The 20181-nt window shown below is 62.6% G+C and carries 25 protein-coding genes; 15 read left to right on the top strand and 10 right to left on the bottom strand.

What is annotated here, in order from left to right; translation table 11 throughout:
* Positions 1-14: 14 nt before the first annotated feature.
* From AC5RTB_RS11750 to AC5RTB_RS11730, 5 genes are all read left to right on the top strand, one after another.
* Entirely contained in the window at positions 15-335 is a 321-nt protein-coding gene (locus AC5RTB_RS11750; RefSeq protein WP_494061259.1) for a hypothetical protein, read from the top strand.
* Positions 336-1199: 864 nt separating this feature from the next.
* Positions 1200-1334: a hypothetical protein gene (locus AC5RTB_RS11745; protein ID WP_494061258.1), complete on the top strand. Its 135-nt coding sequence runs from the start codon at positions 1200-1202 to the stop codon at positions 1332-1334.
* A complete protein-coding gene (locus AC5RTB_RS11740) occupies positions 1321-2100 on the top strand; it encodes a metallophosphoesterase family protein (protein ID WP_494061257.1) in 780 nt (259 codons plus the stop codon). Before AC5RTB_RS11745 ends, AC5RTB_RS11740 begins: the two co-directional genes overlap by 14 nt.
* A 90-nt stretch (positions 2101-2190) precedes the next feature.
* Positions 2191-2805, top strand: coding sequence for a hypothetical protein (locus tag AC5RTB_RS11735; protein WP_494061256.1), 615 nt, complete (start codon positions 2191-2193; stop codon positions 2803-2805).
* Positions 2806-3309: 504 nt separating this feature from the next.
* On the top strand, positions 3310-4866 hold the full coding sequence (locus tag AC5RTB_RS11730) for a hypothetical protein (protein WP_494061255.1): 1557 nt from the start codon (positions 3310-3312) through the stop codon (positions 4864-4866).
* 144 nt (positions 4867-5010) lie between these two features.
* Here AC5RTB_RS11730 and AC5RTB_RS11725 read toward each other — a convergent pair whose 3' ends face one another.
* Positions 5011-5166 carry a hypothetical protein gene (locus tag AC5RTB_RS11725; protein WP_494061254.1) on the bottom strand — a complete coding sequence of 52 codons (156 nt, stop codon included), beginning with the start codon at positions 5164-5166 and terminating at the stop codon, positions 5011-5013.
* Between the two features lie 235 nt (positions 5167-5401).
* On the opposite strand from AC5RTB_RS11725, the gene AC5RTB_RS11720 reads away from it, so the two are divergent.
* A complete protein-coding gene (locus tag AC5RTB_RS11720) occupies positions 5402-5884 on the top strand; it encodes a DUF805 domain-containing protein (RefSeq protein ID WP_494061253.1) in 483 nt (160 codons plus the stop codon).
* 201 nt (positions 5885-6085) lie between these two features.
* Here AC5RTB_RS11720 and AC5RTB_RS11715 read toward each other — a convergent pair whose 3' ends face one another.
* Positions 6086-6241 (bottom strand): hypothetical protein, encoded by a 156-nt coding sequence (locus AC5RTB_RS11715; RefSeq protein WP_494061252.1) that lies wholly within the window; start codon positions 6239-6241, stop codon positions 6086-6088.
* Between the two features lie 150 nt (positions 6242-6391).
* On the opposite strand from AC5RTB_RS11715, the gene AC5RTB_RS11710 reads away from it, so the two are divergent.
* The 4 genes from AC5RTB_RS11710 to AC5RTB_RS11695 all read left to right on the top strand — a co-directional run bounded on the left by AC5RTB_RS11710 (position 6392) and on the right by AC5RTB_RS11695 (position 8168).
* Entirely contained in the window at positions 6392-7135 is a 744-nt protein-coding gene (locus tag AC5RTB_RS11710) for an SOS response-associated peptidase (protein WP_494061251.1), read from the top strand.
* A 216-nt stretch (positions 7136-7351) separates the two neighbouring features.
* Positions 7352-7618: a hypothetical protein gene (locus tag AC5RTB_RS11705; protein ID WP_494061250.1), complete on the top strand. Its 267-nt coding sequence runs from the start codon at positions 7352-7354 to the stop codon at positions 7616-7618.
* Positions 7615-7974 (top strand): hypothetical protein, encoded by a 360-nt coding sequence (locus AC5RTB_RS11700; protein WP_494061249.1) that lies wholly within the window; start codon positions 7615-7617, stop codon positions 7972-7974. The genes AC5RTB_RS11705 and AC5RTB_RS11700 overlap by 4 nt, the downstream gene beginning before the upstream one ends.
* 17 nt (positions 7975-7991) lie before the next feature.
* Positions 7992-8168, top strand: coding sequence for a hypothetical protein (locus AC5RTB_RS11695; RefSeq protein WP_494061248.1), 177 nt, complete (start codon positions 7992-7994; stop codon positions 8166-8168).
* Here the strand turns inward: AC5RTB_RS11695 and AC5RTB_RS11690 are convergent.
* The 4 genes from AC5RTB_RS11690 to AC5RTB_RS11675 all read right to left on the bottom strand — a co-directional run bounded on the left by AC5RTB_RS11690 (position 8165) and on the right by AC5RTB_RS11675 (position 11547).
* Complete coding sequence (locus AC5RTB_RS11690) at positions 8165-9118, bottom strand: DUF6308 family protein (RefSeq protein ID WP_494061247.1); 954 nt, start codon at positions 9116-9118, stop codon at positions 8165-8167. The two genes, AC5RTB_RS11695 and AC5RTB_RS11690, sit on opposite strands and share 4 nt — an antisense overlap.
* A gap of 89 nt (positions 9119-9207) precedes the next feature.
* Complete coding sequence (locus AC5RTB_RS11685) at positions 9208-10056, bottom strand: Fic family protein (protein WP_494061246.1); 849 nt, start codon at positions 10054-10056, stop codon at positions 9208-9210.
* Entirely contained in the window at positions 10049-10777 is a 729-nt protein-coding gene (locus AC5RTB_RS11680; protein ID WP_494061245.1) for a helix-turn-helix domain-containing protein, read from the bottom strand. Before AC5RTB_RS11680 ends, AC5RTB_RS11685 begins: the two co-directional genes overlap by 8 nt.
* A 59-nt stretch (positions 10778-10836) precedes the next feature.
* On the bottom strand, positions 10837-11547 hold the full coding sequence (locus AC5RTB_RS11675) for a hypothetical protein (protein ID WP_494061244.1): 711 nt from the start codon (positions 11545-11547) through the stop codon (positions 10837-10839).
* Positions 11548-11812: 265 nt separating this feature from the next.
* Between AC5RTB_RS11675 and AC5RTB_RS11670 the strand changes: the two genes are divergently transcribed.
* A complete protein-coding gene (locus AC5RTB_RS11670; protein ID WP_494061243.1) occupies positions 11813-12337 on the top strand; it encodes a hypothetical protein in 525 nt (174 codons plus the stop codon).
* Positions 12331-12948, top strand: a complete 618-nt coding sequence (locus AC5RTB_RS11665) for an RES family NAD+ phosphorylase (RefSeq protein ID WP_494061242.1) — start codon at positions 12331-12333, stop codon at positions 12946-12948. Before AC5RTB_RS11670 ends, AC5RTB_RS11665 begins: the two co-directional genes overlap by 7 nt.
* Positions 12949-13056: 108 nt before the next feature.
* Here the strand turns inward: AC5RTB_RS11665 and AC5RTB_RS11660 are convergent, their stop codons facing one another.
* The 3 genes from AC5RTB_RS11660 to AC5RTB_RS11650 all read right to left on the bottom strand — a co-directional run bounded on the left by AC5RTB_RS11660 (position 13057) and on the right by AC5RTB_RS11650 (position 17675).
* On the bottom strand, positions 13057-16323 hold the full coding sequence (locus tag AC5RTB_RS11660) for a S8 family serine peptidase (RefSeq protein ID WP_494061241.1): 3267 nt from the start codon (positions 16321-16323) through the stop codon (positions 13057-13059).
* A gap of 160 nt (positions 16324-16483) precedes the next feature.
* Positions 16484-17323 carry a hypothetical protein gene (locus AC5RTB_RS11655; protein WP_494061240.1) on the bottom strand — a complete coding sequence of 280 codons (840 nt, stop codon included), beginning with the start codon at positions 17321-17323 and terminating at the stop codon, positions 16484-16486.
* A gap of 46 nt (positions 17324-17369) precedes the next feature.
* On the bottom strand, positions 17370-17675 hold the full coding sequence (locus tag AC5RTB_RS11650) for a hypothetical protein (protein WP_494061239.1): 306 nt from the start codon (positions 17673-17675) through the stop codon (positions 17370-17372).
* Between the two features lie 144 nt (positions 17676-17819).
* On the opposite strand from AC5RTB_RS11650, the gene AC5RTB_RS11645 reads away from it, so the two are divergent.
* On the top strand, positions 17820-18026 hold the full coding sequence (locus tag AC5RTB_RS11645; RefSeq protein ID WP_494061238.1) for a hypothetical protein: 207 nt from the start codon (positions 17820-17822) through the stop codon (positions 18024-18026).
* Complete coding sequence (locus AC5RTB_RS11640) at positions 18026-18271, top strand: hypothetical protein (RefSeq protein ID WP_494061237.1); 246 nt, start codon at positions 18026-18028, stop codon at positions 18269-18271. Before AC5RTB_RS11645 ends, AC5RTB_RS11640 begins: the two co-directional genes overlap by 1 nt.
* Positions 18272-18279: 8 nt before the next feature.
* Here AC5RTB_RS11640 and AC5RTB_RS11635 read toward each other — a convergent pair whose 3' ends face one another.
* Positions 18280-19263 carry a GmrSD restriction endonuclease domain-containing protein gene (locus tag AC5RTB_RS11635; protein WP_494061236.1) on the bottom strand — a complete coding sequence of 328 codons (984 nt, stop codon included), beginning with the start codon at positions 19261-19263 and terminating at the stop codon, positions 18280-18282.
* Between the two features lie 146 nt (positions 19264-19409).
* On the opposite strand from AC5RTB_RS11635, the gene AC5RTB_RS11630 reads away from it, so the two are divergent.
* Positions 19410-20066 (top strand): HNH endonuclease family protein, encoded by a 657-nt coding sequence (locus AC5RTB_RS11630; RefSeq protein WP_494061235.1) that lies wholly within the window; start codon positions 19410-19412, stop codon positions 20064-20066.
* Positions 20067-20181 lie beyond the last annotated feature (115 nt).

Below are 20181 nucleotides of genomic sequence, written 5' to 3'. Positions count from 1 at the left end.
TATCGAGGAGAACCATGGCACTCAGTGCACGCCGTGAGCATCACGACATCATTCACCACGGCAGTTCCTGGGAGGTACTCAACCCACAAGCTGCCAGAATGCCGACCGTCGCCTACAAGCGGGGCACGGACACACTGCAGGTCGCCTGCGATTCAACGGGCCGTGTGGTGGCCGCCAAGTACAACGTCCGACGCATGCACGGGCGTCGCCTGTGCGACATCATCTCGGACCTCCTCTCGGAGCCACTCAGGGAGCCGACACGGGCGATGCTCACTGAACCGGAGCGTGTGGTCTCCGGCGTACTGGAGAACATCTACTGCGCCAACAGTTCCTGATCGTGCGTACCGACGACGGTGAGACGCTGGAGTTACTCTCCACGAATTCGGAAGGCCCAGGGCAGGGACCCTTTTGTCAGTTTCCTGCTCGCGCTGCAGGGCCACTGGCTGGAGATGTCGACAATCATGGACCTGTGCGTGAGCAAGAAATTCCCCGTCGTCGTGCGCGCAAACTCGTATGGAGGGGCCGTCGGGTAACGCTCCAAATCCTAAGGCTAGGCACCGGCAGGCGGCGTCCAGGATTGAGGCCGGAACGAACCCGGAACGGCGCAAGTACTCCCGGCGCTCAGCGAAGCGCTAAGTATCTCGCTCCGGATCCACGAGGGTGACCCCGGGCTCCAGGTGGGACATGGATGCAAACTGGCCCCCGACGGTTATCTAGCCCCCTGCCATATGTGTCAGGTTGAGCCAGCCCAGATACACACCGACTGTGCCTGACATACGTCACTCACCCAGTCAGCAATGTGTGCGGGGTCAATATCAGCGAGTTGTTCGGCGAGTCATCAAGTACTCCTAATGTCGAACCTCAGCGCCGCGGCAGGAAGAAAAGTAGCACCAAGACGAGACTGTCCGCGGGACCGGGTTCTGAGAAGGGCCCGTTACATTCGCATCTTTGACATCGCGGTGTCGCTTCGCCGAACCTGCGGTCGCTGGTTGAGAGAGCAATCGGGCGCTGTGATTGCGACATCTCTGGTTTGGCAGCGGGGCTGCCACGATGGTCATAGTATGTGTGTGCAGCCCGATCAGCCAAGCAAAAGGGTCTCCAGAATGCTCAGCCGACTGAAGGCAATCTTCACTCGACGGAGGAAGCAGCCGGACGGCGCGCTCTCCTGGCAGCTGACTAGAGCTGCCATGGAGCGGGCGATGAGCGATAACCCCACTGCGCAGCGCATGGGCATGGCTCAGCTCGACATCCTGTCGCGGAGCGAACTGACGAACGATATGGACAAATTCATCGCAGCCGACGCCGTTGAGGTACTAAAGCGTGAGCGGAAGTAGCCGCCCCATAGCCTTCTTCGGCGATTGGCATGGCCACATGGGTTGGACCTTGGGATGCATCGACGCCGCTGAGAAGGTTGGCGCAAAGACAATGATTAGCGTTGGCGACTGCGCCTTGGATTGGCCGGGGGCACAACGGGGCCGCTACGAGAAGCGCGTCAACGGCATTCTGGAACAGAAGGACATGCGCCTTCTGGTCAGTCCTGGGAACCACGATAATTGGGACACGATCCTCAAACTGCAGCCGGAAGAGGACGGCTTGGCCCGATGGCGCTCCAACATCTGGATTCTGCCGCGCGGCGGACGCACCATCTGCGAGGGCCTCACAATCGGAGGACTCGGCGGCGCTTTCAGCATTGATTCCCAACTCAGAACCGAAGGAAAGGATTGGTGGCCTCAAGAGGAGCCAACTCCAGAGGAAGCCCAGCGTCTGATCGAAGGCGGCCCCGTGGACGTACTTGTCACACACGATGCTCCTCTGTCTGTACCCCTGAAAAGCGATCTAGAGCTTCCTGCCGGCTTCGACGAGCGGGCCAATCAAACGCGCATCCTGCTCGACGACGTCGTCGCCAAACTCACCCCGGCGCATCTCATAGCCGGTCACTGGCACCAGCGCCGCATTCGCGAGATTGCCCATCCGGACGGCGAGGTCACCAGAGTCGACATCCTGGCGAATGAGATGCACAACCTAGGTAACGCCATCCTGATGCACCCGTCCGAAGGGCGTCCGCTGAAGATCGAACCGCTGAAGGTAACGAGCCGATGAACGGCATCAGCGGAGGAATGCGGTGAGCCTGTGGAGGTTGAATCAGTGATTCAGAAGAGCAGTCCGGGGAGCCCGCGTAGCGTTGAGGCCATGGAAAGTGTCGAGGTCAGCTCCTCCGTCATGCAGACCCCCATCATTTTCTGCGACCGCTTCTCTGCGCTGATCCTATCGTTTCGGCTGCGCCTCGATGCGCACCTTGCACGGCATGAACGGCGCGAAGTGCTGGGAGTGCGGCGCGAGTCGGTGGCCGATGTCCTTGAGGTTCCGCGACTCCCCGCCGGCGTGATGGGGTCCGGGCTATTCCTCGGCGCTGCGGTTGGAGCCGCAGTAGGGGCGTTGAGCGTGGTGCTCGGGGTTAGCCAGCCCGGAGGCCTCCTTGGGTCCGGCTCGTGGGGAATGACGCTGGCCGTCATCGGCCTCGTTTACGGCGCCGGTGTCGGGTCTTTCGCTGGAACACTCGCGGGCATGGCGACCTGGGTGCTCGATAGGCTTCTGATCGCCATGCGATTGTCCTATCGACTGCGGTCAAGCATCGAATGCGCCCTGATCGCGCTGGCCACCGGAGTCGCTTCGGCGCAGGCTTTCGCTGGCCTGCCACTTTCGTCCATGCTGATGATGGGTCTGATTGGCGCAGTGCTCGCCGGAATCGCTTCGGGAAGGTACTTCGTTCGGCGCAAGAAGCGTCACAGGACCACATCACCCTAGGCTGTAGGGGCCCATCCGTGCCGGTATATCTTGCTGACTTGCGTTGAGCGCTGCCCGCTGCGCTCCCGGCACTTCACACCCCTTCATGCCCGTGCAAGGTGCGCATCACAGTTGAGCCAATCGGGTGATCTTGGCTCTGCGATCAGCGTCCCTGAATACCCGGCAGAACCCGCGCCCCGAGGCGCGTTGCCCAACGCGCGTCTCTCCTATATCTTCAGCGGTAGAACGTGCGACTGCGGATCAGTCCCACACAGATCAGGGGACACGCACGTGAACCCAACTTTAAGCCTGCCCGGACGCCGGCAGCGGGCCATTGCAGTATCATGCGCCGCTTTGACGACGCTCATCTTCTTCTCACCGGTCGCTCCGGCCACCGCCACGACTGCCGATCCTCCGACTGTCAGCGAAGCCTCTTCGGTACCGTCCGGGACGTACGAGGGTGTGCCCTCTGTGGGAAGGTCTTTCACCGTCTGAGTCCAGTTCGATCGAACCAAACGGTATGACGTGATCCGTATCGAATGGCTGGTGGATGGCCAGCTCAATGACCAGACCGGGTCGTACTTCTACCCGGAGGATTCACATTTCGGGAAACGCCTCTCGGCCCGTCTGGTCTTGAAGGAATACGGTGCCGAGCAGGTCAGCTACCTCTTTGGAGAGTCTGAGCCTGTTCTGGGCTCCATCTTTCCCGACGCGTGGTATCTCCATGTTGACGCCATCCTAGGGAAGAGTATTCCCATCGATGTCCGCCAGGTGACTACCCGGCCCGCCTTGGCCAGCAATCCCGAACCAGTATTCGTGTGGTCCCGGAATGGCACCCCGATCGTGGGGGCCGATGCTGCGTCCTACACGCCCACCGAAGAGGACATGGGCGCCGAAATCAGCGTCACCGTGACGTTCTCCGCCCCGGATTACCGAACCGTGACCCACACAAAGTCCTATGGCACAGCGTTCCGCGGATACCTGACCTCGTCCCCGGTCATCACCTGGGCCGGTGGTGGCGCGACCTCGGCTCCCGCCGGCGCTGTGCTGCACGCGACGACACCGCCCCCAGGTTCGCCGCCAGGGGTGACCTATCAGTATCAGTGGATTGATTCGTACTGGGGGTGGCTCCACGGAGAGACCGGTCAGACGTTCACAACGACGGCCAAGAACATCGGCAGCCGCATCACTGTGCAGATCACCGCATCCGCCCCGGAGTACAAGAGCACGTACTACCGCAGCAAGGATTCTGCAGCGCCGCTCATCAAGGGTGTGTTCGCCGGGCTGGCCGCCCCGACCATCAAGGGCACCCTGAAGGACGGGAACATCGTCACCGCGGTCCCTGCAACGCCGACGCCGGCCGCAGACGTCATCGAGTATCAGTGGTACCGCGGCAGTGAATGGCTCACCCACTGGGACACGGACCCGACCTACCTGCTTGCTCGGGACGACGCGGGCAAGAAGATCACCGTCCGTGCCCGGTACAGCAAGAAGAACTACTTCACGGCGACGGCTGTGTCTGCGCCGGTTACTCCCCCGGCCTACTTCGACTATTTCTACCCGCCGGTCATTCATGGCACAGCAGCTGTCGGTTACACCGTCAAGGCTGAAACGTGGACGGACGTCGTCTTACCCAGGCCCAGCAAGACCACCTACCAGTGGCTGCGCGACGGCAAACCGATCACCGGGGCCACTGGGCTGAGCTACCGGCTCACCTCGACGGATCAGTGGCGGCAGATCACCTTCCGTGAAACCCATACCCGCGCCGGCTACCACCCCTCGGTGTGGACCTCGCCGGCCATCAAGCCGGCGGCCCTGTTCACCAGGCTGGCCAACCCGGTGGTGACAGGCAGAACCGCAGTCGGCCAGACGCTCAAGGCAACGGTGACCGCCCCGTACCCGGCTCCGACGACTACGACGTGGCAGTGGATGCGCAACGGCAAGCCCATCGCCGGTGCCACCCGGCCGACCTATACGCTCACCCGGTACGACCGCGACGCGTTCATCAAGGTCAAGGTCGTCTTCCGAAAGACCGGGTACCTCGGCACCGCGCGCTACTCCGCGCAACGGTGGCTGCCCTAGCCAGTGCTGCCGATCTGACTCAGTCCTTTGAGCGTCGCTTGTAGAGAATCCGGATGGCCACACCGATGAGAAGAAGCAGGAGCACCCTGACGATGATGACGCCAGCTACGTCACCGTGCGGCGTACCAGCACCTGTTCATCTTCCTAGGACGCGTTGGTGTCCTGGTCCGAACTCTCCCAGGCGGTGACGGTCCTGTGGCCAGGGTTCAGGTAGGTGTGGTTATCGGCGATGACCTTCTCAGTCTTCGGTGTTGAGACCGTCCATGTGCCGCGACAGGTCTTGCACTTGATTGTTCCCATATCCATATCCGCCCCAAAGTAATCCTGCTGAGATCAATTGATTCCAGCATCCGGGTATGACGGTTTACGGGTCAACCTATTTTGTCCACTCGTGAGAGTAACTTGAGAGGCCCTTGAAGTTACCTTGCAGTAACCACCTGATGGCGCTTCAGGGACAGTCGAGGCATGTGTGACGCTTTGTCATATCCGAGACCTATGATGGGGCCATACGTCCGACATACATCTTGGGGGAACCATGACTCATCCTCAGTACCAGACGCCCGGAACACCTGCGGCCATCTCCGAGCCGCCGCTCTGGGCGCCGTATTACGGGGCTCCGTTCAAGGCCGCCGTGCAGCGCTTCTGGAAGAAGTACGCAACGTTCTCTGGCCGGGCCAGCAGAAGCGAATACTGGTGGTGGACACTGGTCTCGGTCGTTGTCACCTTCATCATCAACATGCTCGGCGGCGGGGGCGCGATCGACCCGACCACCGGCATGCCAGAAGGAGGATCAGCCTTCGGAATAATCCTGGCGTTCCTGTGGCTGGCAGCCACAATCATCCCGTCGATCGCGCTGATCATACGGCGGCTCCACGACGTGAACATGAGCGGATGGTTGATCCTGATCATGCTCGTGCCGTTCCTGGGTGCCCTGGCGCTGCTCGTCTTCATGATCCTGCCGCCCAACCCGGCTGGTCAGCGCTATGACCGCCCAGAAGGTGTACAGGCAGGTTACTGACAGCCCCTTTGGAAGGCCGGGCTGCGGGTGATTATGCCCGGCTTCCACAGGACGCATGCCGGGTCGTGAGCGTCCATCAATCTTTTGAGCGTCGCTTGTAGAGAATTCGGATGGCCACACCGACGAGAAGAAGCAGGAGCACGGCGACGATGATGGCGGCAGCTTCGTCACCGTGCGGTGTCACCAGCACTGATTCATCTCCTAGGACGCGTTGGTGTCCTGGTCCGAGCTCTCCCAGGCGGTGACGGTCCTATGGCCGGGATGCAGGTAGGTGTGGTTGTCGGCGATGACCTTTTCGGTCCTCGGTGTTGAGACTGTCCATGTGCCGCGACAGGTCTTGCACTTGATTGTTCCCATATCCATATCCGCCCCAAAGTAATCCTGCTGAGATCAGTTGATTCCAGCATCCCGGGGTGACTGTTTAGCCGTCAACCATTTTTGTCCATTCTCAGGAGTAACTTGAGAGCGCCTTGAAGCTACCTTGCAGTAGCCACCCGACGGTGCTCGGTGAGGCACAATCGAGGCACGTGCGGACGCTTCTTCATTTCCGGAAACAAGGCCGACCTGGTCAAGTCCTTCGAGATCCAGGAGGCCCCGGTCGAGCTCCGGCGGTCCTGGAACGTGGCTCCGATGACCGACATCCCGATCGTCACCGAGAAGGCCAGCGCTGTCGATGGTGCGGATGGCGAGCTTACCCGCAGGCTTCAGGCAGCCAGGTGGGGCCTGGTTCCCGTTTGGGCCAAGGACCCGAAGCTGGGCTCGAAAATGATCAATGCGCGCAGCGAGACGATCCTGGAAAAGCCATCTTTCCGGAAGGCCGCTGTGAAGCGCCGCGCCCTGGTGCCGGCGGATGGCTATTACGAGTGGCTGAAGAACGACGACGGATCGAAGACGCCCATCTACCTGCACCCGGAGGATGAGGGGGCGTGGCTCGGCTTTGCTGCCCTGTATGAGTTCTGGCCGAACCCCGACCTTGCCGAGGATGACCCGGAGAAATGGCTGACGACAGCGACCATCCTCACCCGCACGGCGACCGACGCCCTAGGCCATATCCATGACCGGACCCCGGTTATCGTGCCGCCGGATCTGCGCGGTGACTGGCTCAACCCGGCACTGGATGACAAGGATGAAGTGCGGCAGCTGCTGGAGGCGATTCCGGAGCCGCATCTGCTCCCCCGTGTCGTCGATAAGGCTGTCGGGAATGTCCGCAACGATGGCCCGCAGCTGATCGAACCGGTCGGCAAAGAGTAGGCACTGAGAGACGGGCGGGGCCGGTCTTGGGGGCGTTGGGCCCCGCCCGTGGGTGCTCTCGCCCAACCACCAAGGCGGCTGCTCCCGGATCAAGAATGCATCCCCGGGCTTGCTGATTCCTTGGAAGATCTCGGGCCCGGTCCTCCCTCCCTCCATCTGATGCCCCGGTGAATGGGAAATGTTTCACCGGCCGCCGTACACATGACGCTTATGACAATGAGCGGGTTTGAGGAAGAGGCGCGGCGCCGAGCCGAGAACCACGGCGATATGGCCGTCAACGCCAGCGACATTGTCGAGCTCTACGACCGCATCCATGAGCTGGAGAAGCACATGAAGACCCCGTGCGCGTGCGGCTCGATGTTGCAGGACACCTCACTGCACTGCCCGCTTCACCCCGAAGTGAGGGTGCGCACTTTCAATGAACGTATGGACTTCGAGCAGGCTTTCGATGCTCGTGTACTGGAAGGCAAGAAGAACCGATGACTGTTCCCACCGCAAACTATGAGCGCCGCATACCGGCCAAGCTGATCGTCCGCCTCGACAACGGCGAGGAGTTCGAAGCGAAAGCCGAAGACCTCGAGAAGTTCGGGCTCGTTGAACGCACTGCCTTCATCGGCCAGGTACGCAGGGTGGTCGTCGACGGGCTGGCCGAGTCGAAAGCCGGCAAGGAAGGCGGAGAGTTTCAACTCCAGCCCTTCGTCTCGCTCCTGGACACAGCCGCCTACGCACCCGGCAACCTCACTGACGAAGTGAAGGCAGACTACGGGCAGAAGCTCCTCGACATTGAACAGGCGCTTGAGAAGGAAGCACGCCGCAACGAGGGCGGCCAGGACTACTGAGCTTCCCAGTTAGGCTGGTGACAACGACTCTTGGGGGACCCATGATTTTCGGCTCACCGCCACTAATGATGCTGATCTATGTGCTCGTTCCAGCCTTGATCAGCGCACTGATGCTGTACGTCGTCGTCCGCTTCGGCGTGAAGCACGGCATGCGTGCCTACTACGCGGAGGAACGTCGCGAGCCCAGAGCTTAGGGGTTGCTGGGTTTCTGCGGATCCTTGGCGTAACGCCAGAGTGCAACGTCCATGATCCTGAGCCTGGAGATGTGAGGTACGCCAGCCTTTGCGCCGATCCGGTCGAGCCGCTCGCCCAATCCGGGATCGTCCTGGAAGGTCTGGAACCAGCGCTCCCACTGCAGGGCGGAGTTCTCGAGTCCCATCTCGGGCCCGACCTCCGAGTCGTAGATGGGGATGAGCGCTGGCCGCTTCCGGGCCATGAGCTTGCTGGCCGTCGTCGGTCCGATGCCCCAAGGATCACTGTGTGAGCGCAGGACATCCCAGAGCTTCTGTCCGGGGCTGTCTTTGCCGAGGAGCTCGTCGAACTTCTTCCGGGTGAGCTCGGTGAAGTCCAGGCCCATGGGCAACGCGGCGAGGAGTCCGCGGATCTCGGAAGCCTTCTCCCTCAGTCCGGCAGCGGCCTCCGGGAGCACGAAAACGGACAACATGGAAACGGCGACGAAGTCGTCACTCGTCAGTTCGTTCGCTGTCGCGCCGTCACCACCGCCGGCCCACGTGTCGAAGTAGGCACCGGTGTAGTACTTCCGGCCCGACTTCTTGATGTCGTGAAAATAGCCGCGCACGTACTCAACGGCCTGATCGAACCCGGCTTCGGCCAGGATTGGGTGGCTCCCAGTCGCCTCTGGATGGTGGTACGGGGCCGAAGGATCTCCGTCTTCATCGTTATCTCTCGCGACCGCCCGCCGGAGGATACGGCTGAAAAGTGAGGACATGGCTGGATCCTCAACCACCTCGATGACCTCTTCAAGTTCGGCAGCGACCTTCCCGCGCGGACTCTTCATCACAGCCTCAGCTATCCGGTGCCAATCTCGGATGTCGCCTCGCTCCACGGCGGTTAGCAGCCCCTCGAATCCCCATTCCTCGACGGGCGCATCGGGATCGACGTTCAGGTTCCGGAACTTGACCATGCTTCGCACCCTTTCTGGGCCAAGTTTATTTGGTCTGTGGATAAGGCGGGGAGCACTCCCGGCGGGGTCCTGGAGTGCCTCGCTCTCGCCTAGTCGTTCGGGCGGCAGTCGAGGATGAACTCCATCAGCGGAGTCGCATCGGCGTCGGCGTACAGGATGATGAGATGCTGGTTGAATTCCAGGCGGCGGTTGAACGGGATGGAGATCGCATCACGGCCGGACCTCATAAGGATGCCGTTCATCATGAGCCGCGACGTCCGCTTGTTGCCATCGAAATAGAACTGGTGCCTGGTGCCAAAGCAGAAGTATGCGACCGCCCGTTCCACCGGATTAGGCAGCTGCTCGAGGTAGGTGAGTCCATCGGCATATTCATCGCGCAGCGCCTGGCCGCCGTCTTCGCATCCGGTCGCACTGAATGTCCCGTACTCACCGAGGTTCACCGTACCGCCGCCGCGGACCGAACCTTCACCGCGGAAGTGCCCGGCTTCGATCGCTTCGTGCGGGGCGACGACACCGTGCAGTCGGTCCGATGTTTCCTTGCCGAGAGTGAAACTGCCATCAAGAACCAGGTCGTGGAGCTGCCGGGTGGATTCGGCCAGGGCGAGAACTTGGCGTTCGTCCTCCAGCCGGTGCCCGCCGACGGTCACCCCGTCGAGCAGCGTCTGCACTTCGGGGAGTGTGTACGGGTTACCTTCCAAGGCGGCCGCATCCCAGACGTGGCCTGCCAAGACTGCTTTGAACCGGGCGAGGGCGCGTTCCACCGGCATCTCCACCATCACATTCCAGTCCGGCCCTGACGAAGACCAGCTGAAACCCATAATTTCGAGGCGAGTGTCGTCCGCAGGTTTCAGCAGATTCGGCGAAGGTTCAGGCCGTCGTGGAGCTGGACGCTTCTTGTACTGGTTGGATCCCACGCTCCACCGGGATTGATCAGCCATTGTTGCCCCACTCTTCAGTCAGTTCTTCGGCCAGTTCTACCGTGTCAGCCATGCCGTAACAGTCAAGGATCACCTGGATCGGATCGGCCCAAACGATACCGCCGTCGCTCCATGCCCCCGTTGAACTGGCCTCGTCCAGGGGTAGAAGGATGACTAAGGCACCTTGGTCCGCCTTGGTCGGGGTTGATCGGCTCAATATACCGGCCGCTCGTTTGGGGTCTTCCGTGTAGATGATGATCGGGCCCGACAACGCAGTTGCCCCGATGCGTTCTGCTGCAGGGGCCCCGCTGGCCGCCCATCGTGTGCGGGTCGCCGCGACTGTGGAGCACACGCGCAGGAACGGCCAGCCTGTCTTCATCTCAATGGCGCCGGGCCGACACACGGGCGGCGCTGACGCCCCAGCTTCACGTGCCAGCGCACGCGGTCGTGGCTCGCCATCTGGGCTTGCCCACCGGATCAGGGCTCCAGCAACGTCTCCGGACGGCTCTGCGCCTTCGAGGATGGCCCTTGCGGCGGCGATGGCCTCCGGCATGCACAAAGCTTCGGTCTGTGTCGGTAATTGTCGGCCCGCAGCTGCCAGCACCCTTGCGGCCATGCCCATGGTGGGATCGATCTCGCCCTTTTCAATCCGGGTGATCGTGGACGCTGACACGCCAGCCCTCCGGGCGAGCTCAGACCGGCTCAACGGAGAGTTGCGGATCACCTCAGCTATGCATTGCATATACGCAATGGTATCTTGCTGTGTTGCTTATATGCAACGCTTGGCGTTTGATCGAAGCGTCAGGATGCCCGTAGCCGCGAGATGACCTCATAGTCGGCACCGTGCGCGGCCCGGTCCTCATCGGAGGGCGAATGTCCGAGGGCCCGGAAGTATGCGGCCACCGTGTAGACGGCCAGGGTGGTCTTCCCGGCCACCACTTTGCGCGCAGTCCGGGCGTCGTGGCCGACCGCTTCGCCGAGCTGCTCGTAGTCGAGCTCTGAGTCCGCGAAGTCGGCGGCCAGCTTGGCGCGTGCGGTTCCGTCCAGGAGTGCCCGGTGCGCTGCGTGGTAGTGAACGTCCCGGTCCGACCACATGTCCTTCACCGGTGCAGCGTCCTCGAGGCCGGTGAGCGCAGGCCCGTCGTAGCCGTACTCGGACAGGTCGTTCCCGTCGGTGAACACCAGGCTCGCCGGCACGTCCGCGTGAATGATCGGCCAGTCATCTTCCTGGTCCGCCTGGATGGCGTGCTCGCGCGCATAAGCCTCCGACAGGGTCACCCAGTCGGCCGGGTTGATTGCCCCGATGCCTGGTGGCAGTGCACGGTAAATGCGCACCGTGGCCTCCGGATTCCCGCGGGCGGACCGCAGCTGCCGTGGCGTCTCCTCATCGGCTTCACCGTGGTACTCGGGATGGTCGTACACGTCGTCGCCGAAGGCATCTGCCAGCCGGTCCAGGGAGCTGCTGTAGCCGTCGTTGTGCGGCGCCTGATGGAATACCCGGTAGTCGCTCACAGCGTCCATGCTAGCCCCGGACAGGCTCACTGGAGCCTCCGCATGGGACATCGAAGTGAACTGCCCGCCGCTGGGGATTCCGGGCGGCTGGCGGGGCTGGAAGGTGGTCACACTGGCTTGTGTGCGGCCCCACTACTCCTCGGCAAACGACGGGCGAGCTCACCTTGGCGGACGTTCGGAGGATGTCGCGGATGCGAGTGTACGGCTCTTACGTCCCGCCTTTTCCAGAGATAAGATGGAACTCAGGAAATGATGGGAGATGGTCATGAGTACTGCGCTTCCCGAACGGCTGACCGCTGAGGCGGAACAAGCTGTCGTCAACATGCACCGCAGCATGGCAGCTCTTGGTGCGGCCGTGTCAGCGGTGAAGGTCCCGGTCTCCCCGCAGATGGCCCGCGGCGTCCAGGCAACCGAGAATGCCTGGCGTGACATCGAGGCAGAGTTTGGCATGCTTACCGGGGTTGAAGTCGCCGAGTTGCTGGGCTCCCGCTCAAGTAACCCGACCGGGTACGCCACCGACAAGCGGCGCGCCGGGAAGCTGATCGGTGTCCGCCGCCGCAACACATTCCTCTACCCGGGGTTCCAGTTCGACCGCGCCGAAGGACGAGTCTTGCCGGTGATCCCGGAGCTGCTGAAGGTCGCCAAGAAGTACGACAAGACTCCGGAGGGCCTGGCGCAATGGTTGTGCGCCCGCACCGGTCAACTCGGTGACGACCGGCCGGTGGATCATCTGGCCGAGCCTGATCCGGTCCTTGAGGCCGCGGAAAACCATTACGGGGTCGAGTGGTAACGGGGCCGAAGGGCCCTTTCGAGCCGCAGAGCTTCACCCTCGAGGCCGGTACGCTTCTTTACCGTGTCTTCAGCAATCGCTCCGGAAGACCAGCGAACGCCTTCAATCCCGGGGTTGGCCGGCGGACCCGGTTCGCGTTCTTCGGTGACCCTGCTGTGCCTGTCCTTTATGCCGCCCAAACCGAGGAAGCTGCGGTCTGTGAAACCCTGCTCCATGATGTTCCGATCGACGGCGGGATGCTCAACCACGACGACTACGGGGACAAGGTGATGGGACGGCTCGTTGTGGCCCGCGACCTGAACCTCGTCTCCTTCATGGGCACCGGCCTACGGGCGATCAAGCTGGAAGAAACGGACATCACCGCTACTCCGGCCTCCCGGTATGGAGAGACCGTGGCTTGGGCTGAGGCGGCGCACGCTGCCGGTTATGACGGGGCCGTGTGGATGAGCCACCGGTGCAACACAGACAGGGCGTTCGTTCTCTTCGGTGACCGGGTTGGTGCCGCTGACCTGGAAATCGATCCACAGTTCGCCAGGGTGTTCGAACTCGGTCCTGACCGCGCCTGGCTCTCCGACTTCTGCGCGCCTCTTCACGTCGACGTCCGCTGGTAAACGGCTCGGCATGTAGCGTGTTCAACAAGCCGGCATGCTCACGAACAAGGGCACGCGAAAAAGCGGCCACCCACCGGTTTCGGTGAATGGCCGTCTTCGGTCCTGCGCCTAGATGATGGCGTTGAACGCCTGCCAGCCGGAGCCGATCTTCACGGAGCCGAGCCAGCCGCCTTTGCCGTTGCCCTTGTAGAGCTTCAGGACACCGTACTTGTCGCGGGTCATCACGTCGACGTTGCCGTCACCGTTGAAGTCGCCGGGTCCGACGATGGCCGTGAAGTTCTGCCAGCCGGATCCGATCTTGGCCCGGCTCTTCCAGCCGCCGGTGCCGTTGCCCGGGTACAGGTACAGCACACCGGCCTTGTCACGGGCCATCACATCGACATTGCCGTCCCCGTTGAAGTCGCCGGGGGCGATGATGCTGGTGAAGTTCTGCCAGCCGGATCCGATCTTGGCCCGGGCCTTCCAGCCGCCGCTGCCGTTGCCGGGGTACAGGTACAGCACGCCTGCACTGTCGCGCGCCATGACATCGACATTGCCATCCCCATTGAAATCGCCGGGGGCGATCATGCTGGTGAAGTTCTGCCAGCCGGAGCCGATTTGCACACGAGGGCTACCCCCGTTGGCACCGTACAGCCACAGCCTGCCCATGGGGTCGCGGGCGAGGATGTCTGCGCGGCCGTCGCCGTTGAAGTCGCCAGGCCGGACCATGCTGGTGAAGCTCCCGTATCCGGTGCCGACATACCAACGTGGCTGCCAGCCGCCCTTGCCGTTGCCGGGATAGATGAACAGTTTGCCCTCTTTGTCCCGGGCCATGACGTCTGACTTGTCGTCCCAGGTGGAATCCCCGAACACGAGGGCTGCCAAGACCGGCTCGGTCGGTGCGCTGGTGACGGTCTTCGTGACGTAGCCGAGATTGGAGCCGGTTACGGACACGCTGATGGCTTTACCGGTGTCCTCGGCGGTCAACCTGTATTTGGCGGCCGTCGCGCCGCTGATCGCACTGCCGTCACGAAGCCATTGGTAGGACAGGGTGGTTCCCGCCGTCCAGGTCTCCTGAAGCGAGGTCAGCATGCTGCCGACCCTCGCTACCCCGTCGATCTTCGGTGTGGATGCCGTGAGCGTCCCAGCCGGGATGCTGGCCGTAGGCGCGGACTTCGCGATATGGGTCGGGTAGAACGCTTTGGTACCAGTGACCCAAACTGAGATCGACTGATTGAAGTCCTCGCCGGTGAGCGTGTACCTGGAGGAAGTGGCACCGGCAATGGGCGACTTGCCCCGATACCACTGGTAGGCGAAGGTGTCCGGCTCCACCGACCAGATCCCCCGATAAGCAAAGAGTTCGTGCCCGACGATCCTCGTCCCGTTGATGACTGGAGTGGGAGCTGAGAAACCATTCCCGACGATGGTCGACGTCTCTGCGGAGGTACGGGTGGCAGTCTGGTAGCCGTTCTTGGATCCGGTGACCCGGACACTGAGCTTTGTGCCCAGGTCCGTCGAACCCACGTGGTAGCTGGACGCGGTCGCGCCGGAGATCGGCTCGCCGTTGCGGAGCCACTGGTAGGCCAGGGTGACCGGAGCTGGCCCCCACGGGACATCGTTCACGGTCAGCCCAGCACCCATGAGTGAGGAACCGTAGATGACCGGTGTTACAGCGGTGAGGGTTCCCTCGGCCACTGGACCGGGTGATACCAGTTCGGCGGTGCCCGGCTCGTATCCGTCCTTGGTTCCGGTAGCGACGACGGTGACCTGCTGGCCGAGGTCTTCAGGGCGCAAGGTGTAGGTGTTGCCTGTGGCGACGGGAGTCGTGTTCGCACCTATGAACCATTCGTAGGTCACCGCTGCAGGTGCGGGCAGCCAGTCGGCGATGCGCGCAGTAAGGGTGGACCCGACGCGCAGGTCACCGTCCATGAAGACTTGTCCGGGCCCTACCTGTAGTGCGGGGTCAGGGACCACGCCGCTGACAGCTGCCGCGACCGCTGCTGGAGCGTTGACGATGCCGGTGCCGGCCCCGTACGGGTTGGCGCTGAGACCGGAGAACGGTTTGGCTGTCGCTTTGAGCTGCGATTCGACCAGTGCTGGAGTCAGTGAGGGATTGGCTGAGAGCATGAGCGCGACGACGCCGGCGACATGGGGTGCAGCCATGGACGTGCCCTGCATGAAGGAGTATCCGCTGCCGGCAACGGGACCTTGCTGCCCGGTGTTCACGGTCGAGAGGATCGTTCCTTCGGCACCGTACTGGCTGTCCCCGCCGGGTGCGCTCACGTCGACGGGATCACCGAAGTTGGAATACGGGGTCTCGTATCCGTCGGGGCCGGTAGCGCCCACTGTGATGACGTTGTTGCAGTTGCCAGGCGAGTAGAACGCCGCATCATCGGCTTCGTTGCCGGCTGCTGCGACGATGACACTGCCACGGGCTACCGCCGCGTCGATGGCGGCCTGGTAACTGGTTGAGCACAGGTGGTTGCCGGACAGGCTCAAGTTGATGACCCGTGCCGGATTGGGGTTGGCGGGCACCCCTGCCACTGTTCCGCCGGAAGCCCAGGTGACCCCATCGATGACGTCGGAAGACCAGCCGCCACCGCACCTGCCCAGGGCACGGACCGGCACCACCTTCGCGGTCGGTGCTACTCCGGCGATGCCCCGGCCGTTACCGGTGACCGCAGCGATCGTCCCAGCCACATGGGCCCCATGCCAGGACGACTTGGAAACAGGACAATTGGTCCCGTCGCTGTAGTCTCCCTCATCGCGCGGATTATTGTCGCGGCCGCCGCCATCGCGGGCAATTCCAGCGTCGGAGATCATGTCGTAGCCGGGCAGCGCATTACCATCCAAGTCCTCATGAGGGACGGTCCCCGAGTCGACGACGGCGACAACGACGCCCGTGCCGGTTGTGGTATCCCAGGCTGGCTGGACGTCCAGGCCGTACGGCACTTGGAAGAGATCCCACTGGTGGGAGTAGTACGGGTCGTTGGGTGCTACGGCAACCGCCGAAACCAAGGTGTCGGCCTCGGCGTATTCGACCGAAGGATCCGCTTCGAGGGTGGCGATGAACTCTTCGGCTTCGGCGGCGTCCAGCTGCCGGCCGGTCTTCACCACGTTGGCCCCGGTGCTGATCCCCCGCAGCTCTTTGACGCTCACGCCCAGGTCCTTGGCGGTCGCCCCATAGGCCTTGCCGCGGGTGGCCGCGGTGCCGACGGTCTCCTTGAACTTCACGATGAACTGATCGGTTGGCTGCACGGTTGGCACAGTGCGGATGGTGTCATCCAGTTTCGGTTCCGGCAACGGCTCAGCGGACGCTGGGACTGCGAATAGGGTGGAGCCGAGGAGCGCCACAACGGTGGCGGCAGCGGCGGATGCAAGGCGGGGGCGACTCATAAGCGTCCTTGAGGTGAGGCCCGGTGCGACGGGCGTCGGGAGCGCCCAGTTGCATCCCCCGCGCGTAGCTTATACGAGAGAAGGAATTTCGAGTTACTGGGCGATTTGGCGTGGTTCAGCGTTATTCAGATACGTGCGGTGGCCCGTATGCATGGCGTGTTCATCGATTACTTCGCAGTGTGGGCTGAGCCGCTAGACCGGCACCGGAAGTGATCCCGGCAGCGCGGAGGGTGCGACGGCGGGCCCGGTTCATTCCGCGGACCAGGAGCAGGTCATCGTTGGCGTCCATGGCGGTCCGGCAGTGGTGGCAGTCCATGGTCAGGCAGGGCTTCCACTTGTCGTCCCAGCCCGCTTCCCCGCTCCCCTGCCGGTGTGATTCGAGGAGTTGGGTGACACTTGCCTTGGCGTCCAGGTATTCGGGCACCAGGTCATCCAACGGGTGGGAGGTGACTTTCCCGGTGCCCAGAATGAGCTTGGCTTCGCTGTTGATGGGAACGCCGGCCTTGAGCAGCTGCTCGGCGTAGGCGGCCAACTGCATCAGCGCCGACCCTTTGGCGGAGCGTGCCAGCTTGGTGTCATAGACGGTCCAGCGTCCGCCGCGTTCGCGGACCAGGAAATCGGCGCGGCCGTGGAAGGAACCGTCGAAAAAGGATGCCTGGTAGATGACGTCGTAGTAGCCGGCCAGGGCCGCCAGGGTGCAGTTGGCGGCGTGCTTCAGCTTGTCCCTGCGGAGTCCCGGATCCGAGTCACCGATGAAGACCCGGTCTTCACCGTAGGTGGCGATGAAGTCGGCCAGGACCGCTTCCTCATGCTTCTGTCCCAGCTCGGCGGTCAGTTCCAGGAGCGGGTCGGCAACCTTCTCCCGGCGTTCCGTGCGGCCGAGGAGGACATCGAGGCTGCGAACCGCCGAGTACCGGCAGGAGGTGCCCTTGACGATGTCCGTGGCGGACACGATGAGGTCTGCTGGGGCGGTCTCGTCAGTGGCGGGGAGGAAGAACATGGTTCGGCTCCAAGTCTGGTCGGTTGCCGTTGACCATGCGTCGACGTCAGCCGGGAGCCGGCACTTCGGGAGTCCTTCGGTGGGTGTCGATGATCCGCAGCGGGTCGACGATAGCGTGGGATTCGGAGGCCTTCGAGATGGCTTTCGCCAGCGCCTGGAGAGCAGCTGTTGCCTCATCGAGCGTCAGTCCGCCGTCGAGCGTCGTGATGGCCGTCTGTCCGGCCAGGTTGTATCCGATGGAATGACCGCGCTCATCAGGCGTGGTGCTGCTGAGGCGACCGATCCTCAAGCGATCGATGTGGTCGGCGTTCAGCATTTCCGTCCCGTCGTCCAGGGAAAGGAAGGTTGGCATCAGGGTCCTCACGTGTCGGCGGCTTGCCACCGACGTCATGCGCAGACCCGAACCGGGCAGCCATTCACAGCCTCCGCACACATATGCGCGTGATCGATACCACCGCATGACCCTTCGGCCGACGGCCACCTGAAATAGGATCCGATGATGGAAACAGACCAGCTCCTGAGTACATGGGTCTTCGCCAAAGAACCGACCGCGCAGAACGTAGCAGCGGCTCTGCGCGAAGTGGCCGGTTACACAATTCCGGATGGCAGGGAGATCGACACTGTCGTCCTCACACCCACGCTCGATGGGCATCAGTTCAGCATCCAGATGGTCTGCTCCTCAGCCGAGACAGGTGAGCACTGATGGGAACTCTAGCGACCGAGAAAGTACAGTCCTGGGCTCTTTGTCTTCCCATCACGGTGGACAGGGCGGACTTCGGAGCGTTCATGGATCATCTGGCCAGCACGCTCGAAGCGGAGCCCGACTGCATGGTGAGATCGATCGTCATCCAGCGGGAGATGGATACGGAGGAGTACGACTCCGAGTGTCGCCCCGAATTCCCGTGGTCAGCGACTGTCGCCCTGGCACCGCACTCGAGCCCTAGCTGACCACCTAGTTATTCGCAGCCGACACCGTCGCCGTCTCCATCGAACTTCGAGGAGAATCCTGGGTCACCGACCTTGATGGGTGCAGCGCCTGCCGCCCGCACCTCGGTGCAGTTCGCATAACTGACCTCTCCGGATGACTGATCGGCGGGCTGCTCCGCTGGTTCAGGTGTTGCTTCGGCTTCGATCGGCTGCTCGGCCGGTGCAGGCTGCGTCTTGATCGCGCCAGCCACTCCACCTTCGGTGGGCACCGGCTGGTCCGGGCAGGTGGAGAGGACCCGCTTGATGGCGTCCTTCTCTGGCGCGGTCACCCAGAGGTCGTATTTGGCCTTCACTGCGGTCTGCAGTGCGACGTATTCGCAGCGGAACGCCTTGTTTTTCGGGAGCCAGGTGGCCGAGTCCCCATCTCCCTTGGATGAATTTTCGGGCCCGGAAACCACGAGCAAATTCAAAGGGTCATTGGCAAACAGCTCACGGGTTTTGGGGTCCAGCTGCTGGGCGCCTGTCTGCCATGCCAAGCTCAAGGGTATTAAATGGTCAACCTGAGCGGCGCTGCTGGTGTCCTGGCCGCGGACGAAATTGATGGTCGTGGCGGTGAACGGGTCGGCGAGCACTCCGGTCAGGACTACGCAGTCCTTCGTGCCCGGCTTGAAGGTCACGTCAGTGAGATCTCGGAGCAATAGGTCATTGCGAGTGTCACAGCCATTTCTGTCTGTGTCAGCCCATGCGGGGCCGAACTGCTCGCGGTCGTACCCGGTCTTCGGAGCGCGGCCTTTCACCTCGATCGTCTCCAGGAGAGCAAGCGCTGTTCCAGCTTCAGCCTGCGCATGCGAACCAGTCTCGGTGGATCCGGTGACATCCGGGAGTGAGGGGCTTTCGGCGCCGACAGATGGGGTGCACGCAGTGAGGCCGACGAGAACTGCGGCGGAGGCTACGAGGGTCTTGAGCGATGTCTTCACCTCACCCATGTGTGCGGGTGCAGCCTCGTTCCTCATCGCGTTCCACCCTACCGTGCGTCGCAGCCTCAATCTTCAACGAAGTAACTCCGAAGGTTTGCCACATTTGACCTGAAATGTGGGTGCTCGATGCCAAGATAATCTCAGCGTCCGCTGGGGGCGCTTCGCACTCCTGGGGGATAACCATGAAGCTCAAATCCGCACTCGTCGTCGCGCTCACAACGGGTATGCTCTTCACCGGCCTCAGTGCCCCGGCGCAGGCTGCCACCACCTACACAACGGACCTGCGCAGCGCCGTACGCGCCCTCCCCGTCGCTGTCGAGAACAACGCCGGCTACGACCGGAACCGCTACTTCGGGCAGTGGAATGACCAGAACAAGGACTGCCAGAACACCCGCGCCGAGGTCCTCATCCAAGAGAGCAAGGTCGCCCCGAAGTTCACGACCACCAAACTCTGCACGGTCGCAACCGGCAAATGGGTAACCAGCTTCGACAACAAGACCCACACCTCCGCCAGCACGGTCCAGATCGACCACATGGTGCCCGTCCACGAAGCGTGGGGATCCGGTGCACGGAACTGGACCCAGGCCCGCCGCGTTGCCTTCTACAACGACCTCGGCTACGCCGGGTCGCTCAACGCTCAGACGAGCAGCTTGAACTCTGCGAAGCAGGCCTCCGGACCCGAGCAGTGGATGCCACCAGCTAACCAGTGCTCCTACATCGCCCAGTGGACCGTCGTAAAGGCACGCTGGGGCATGACCGTCGACAAGACCGAGAAGGCCGCGCTGATCAAGTGGGCTGACAAGTGCGCCGCCATGAAGCTCACCATCACGAAGGTCTAATCGGCCTGCCGTGCGCTCGTAATCGGACGCATACTTGGAGCAGCGGGGGTCCTTGCGAGGAGGGGAAGACTGTGGACGGTGTGCGGCGCAGTCCGTTGATTGTCTACGCATTCTC

The organism is Arthrobacter sp. M71 S08, from assembly GCF_059089725.1.
The sequence above is the reverse complement of the archived record's forward strand: the minus strand, read 5'-3'. Positions and strand labels throughout refer to the sequence as shown.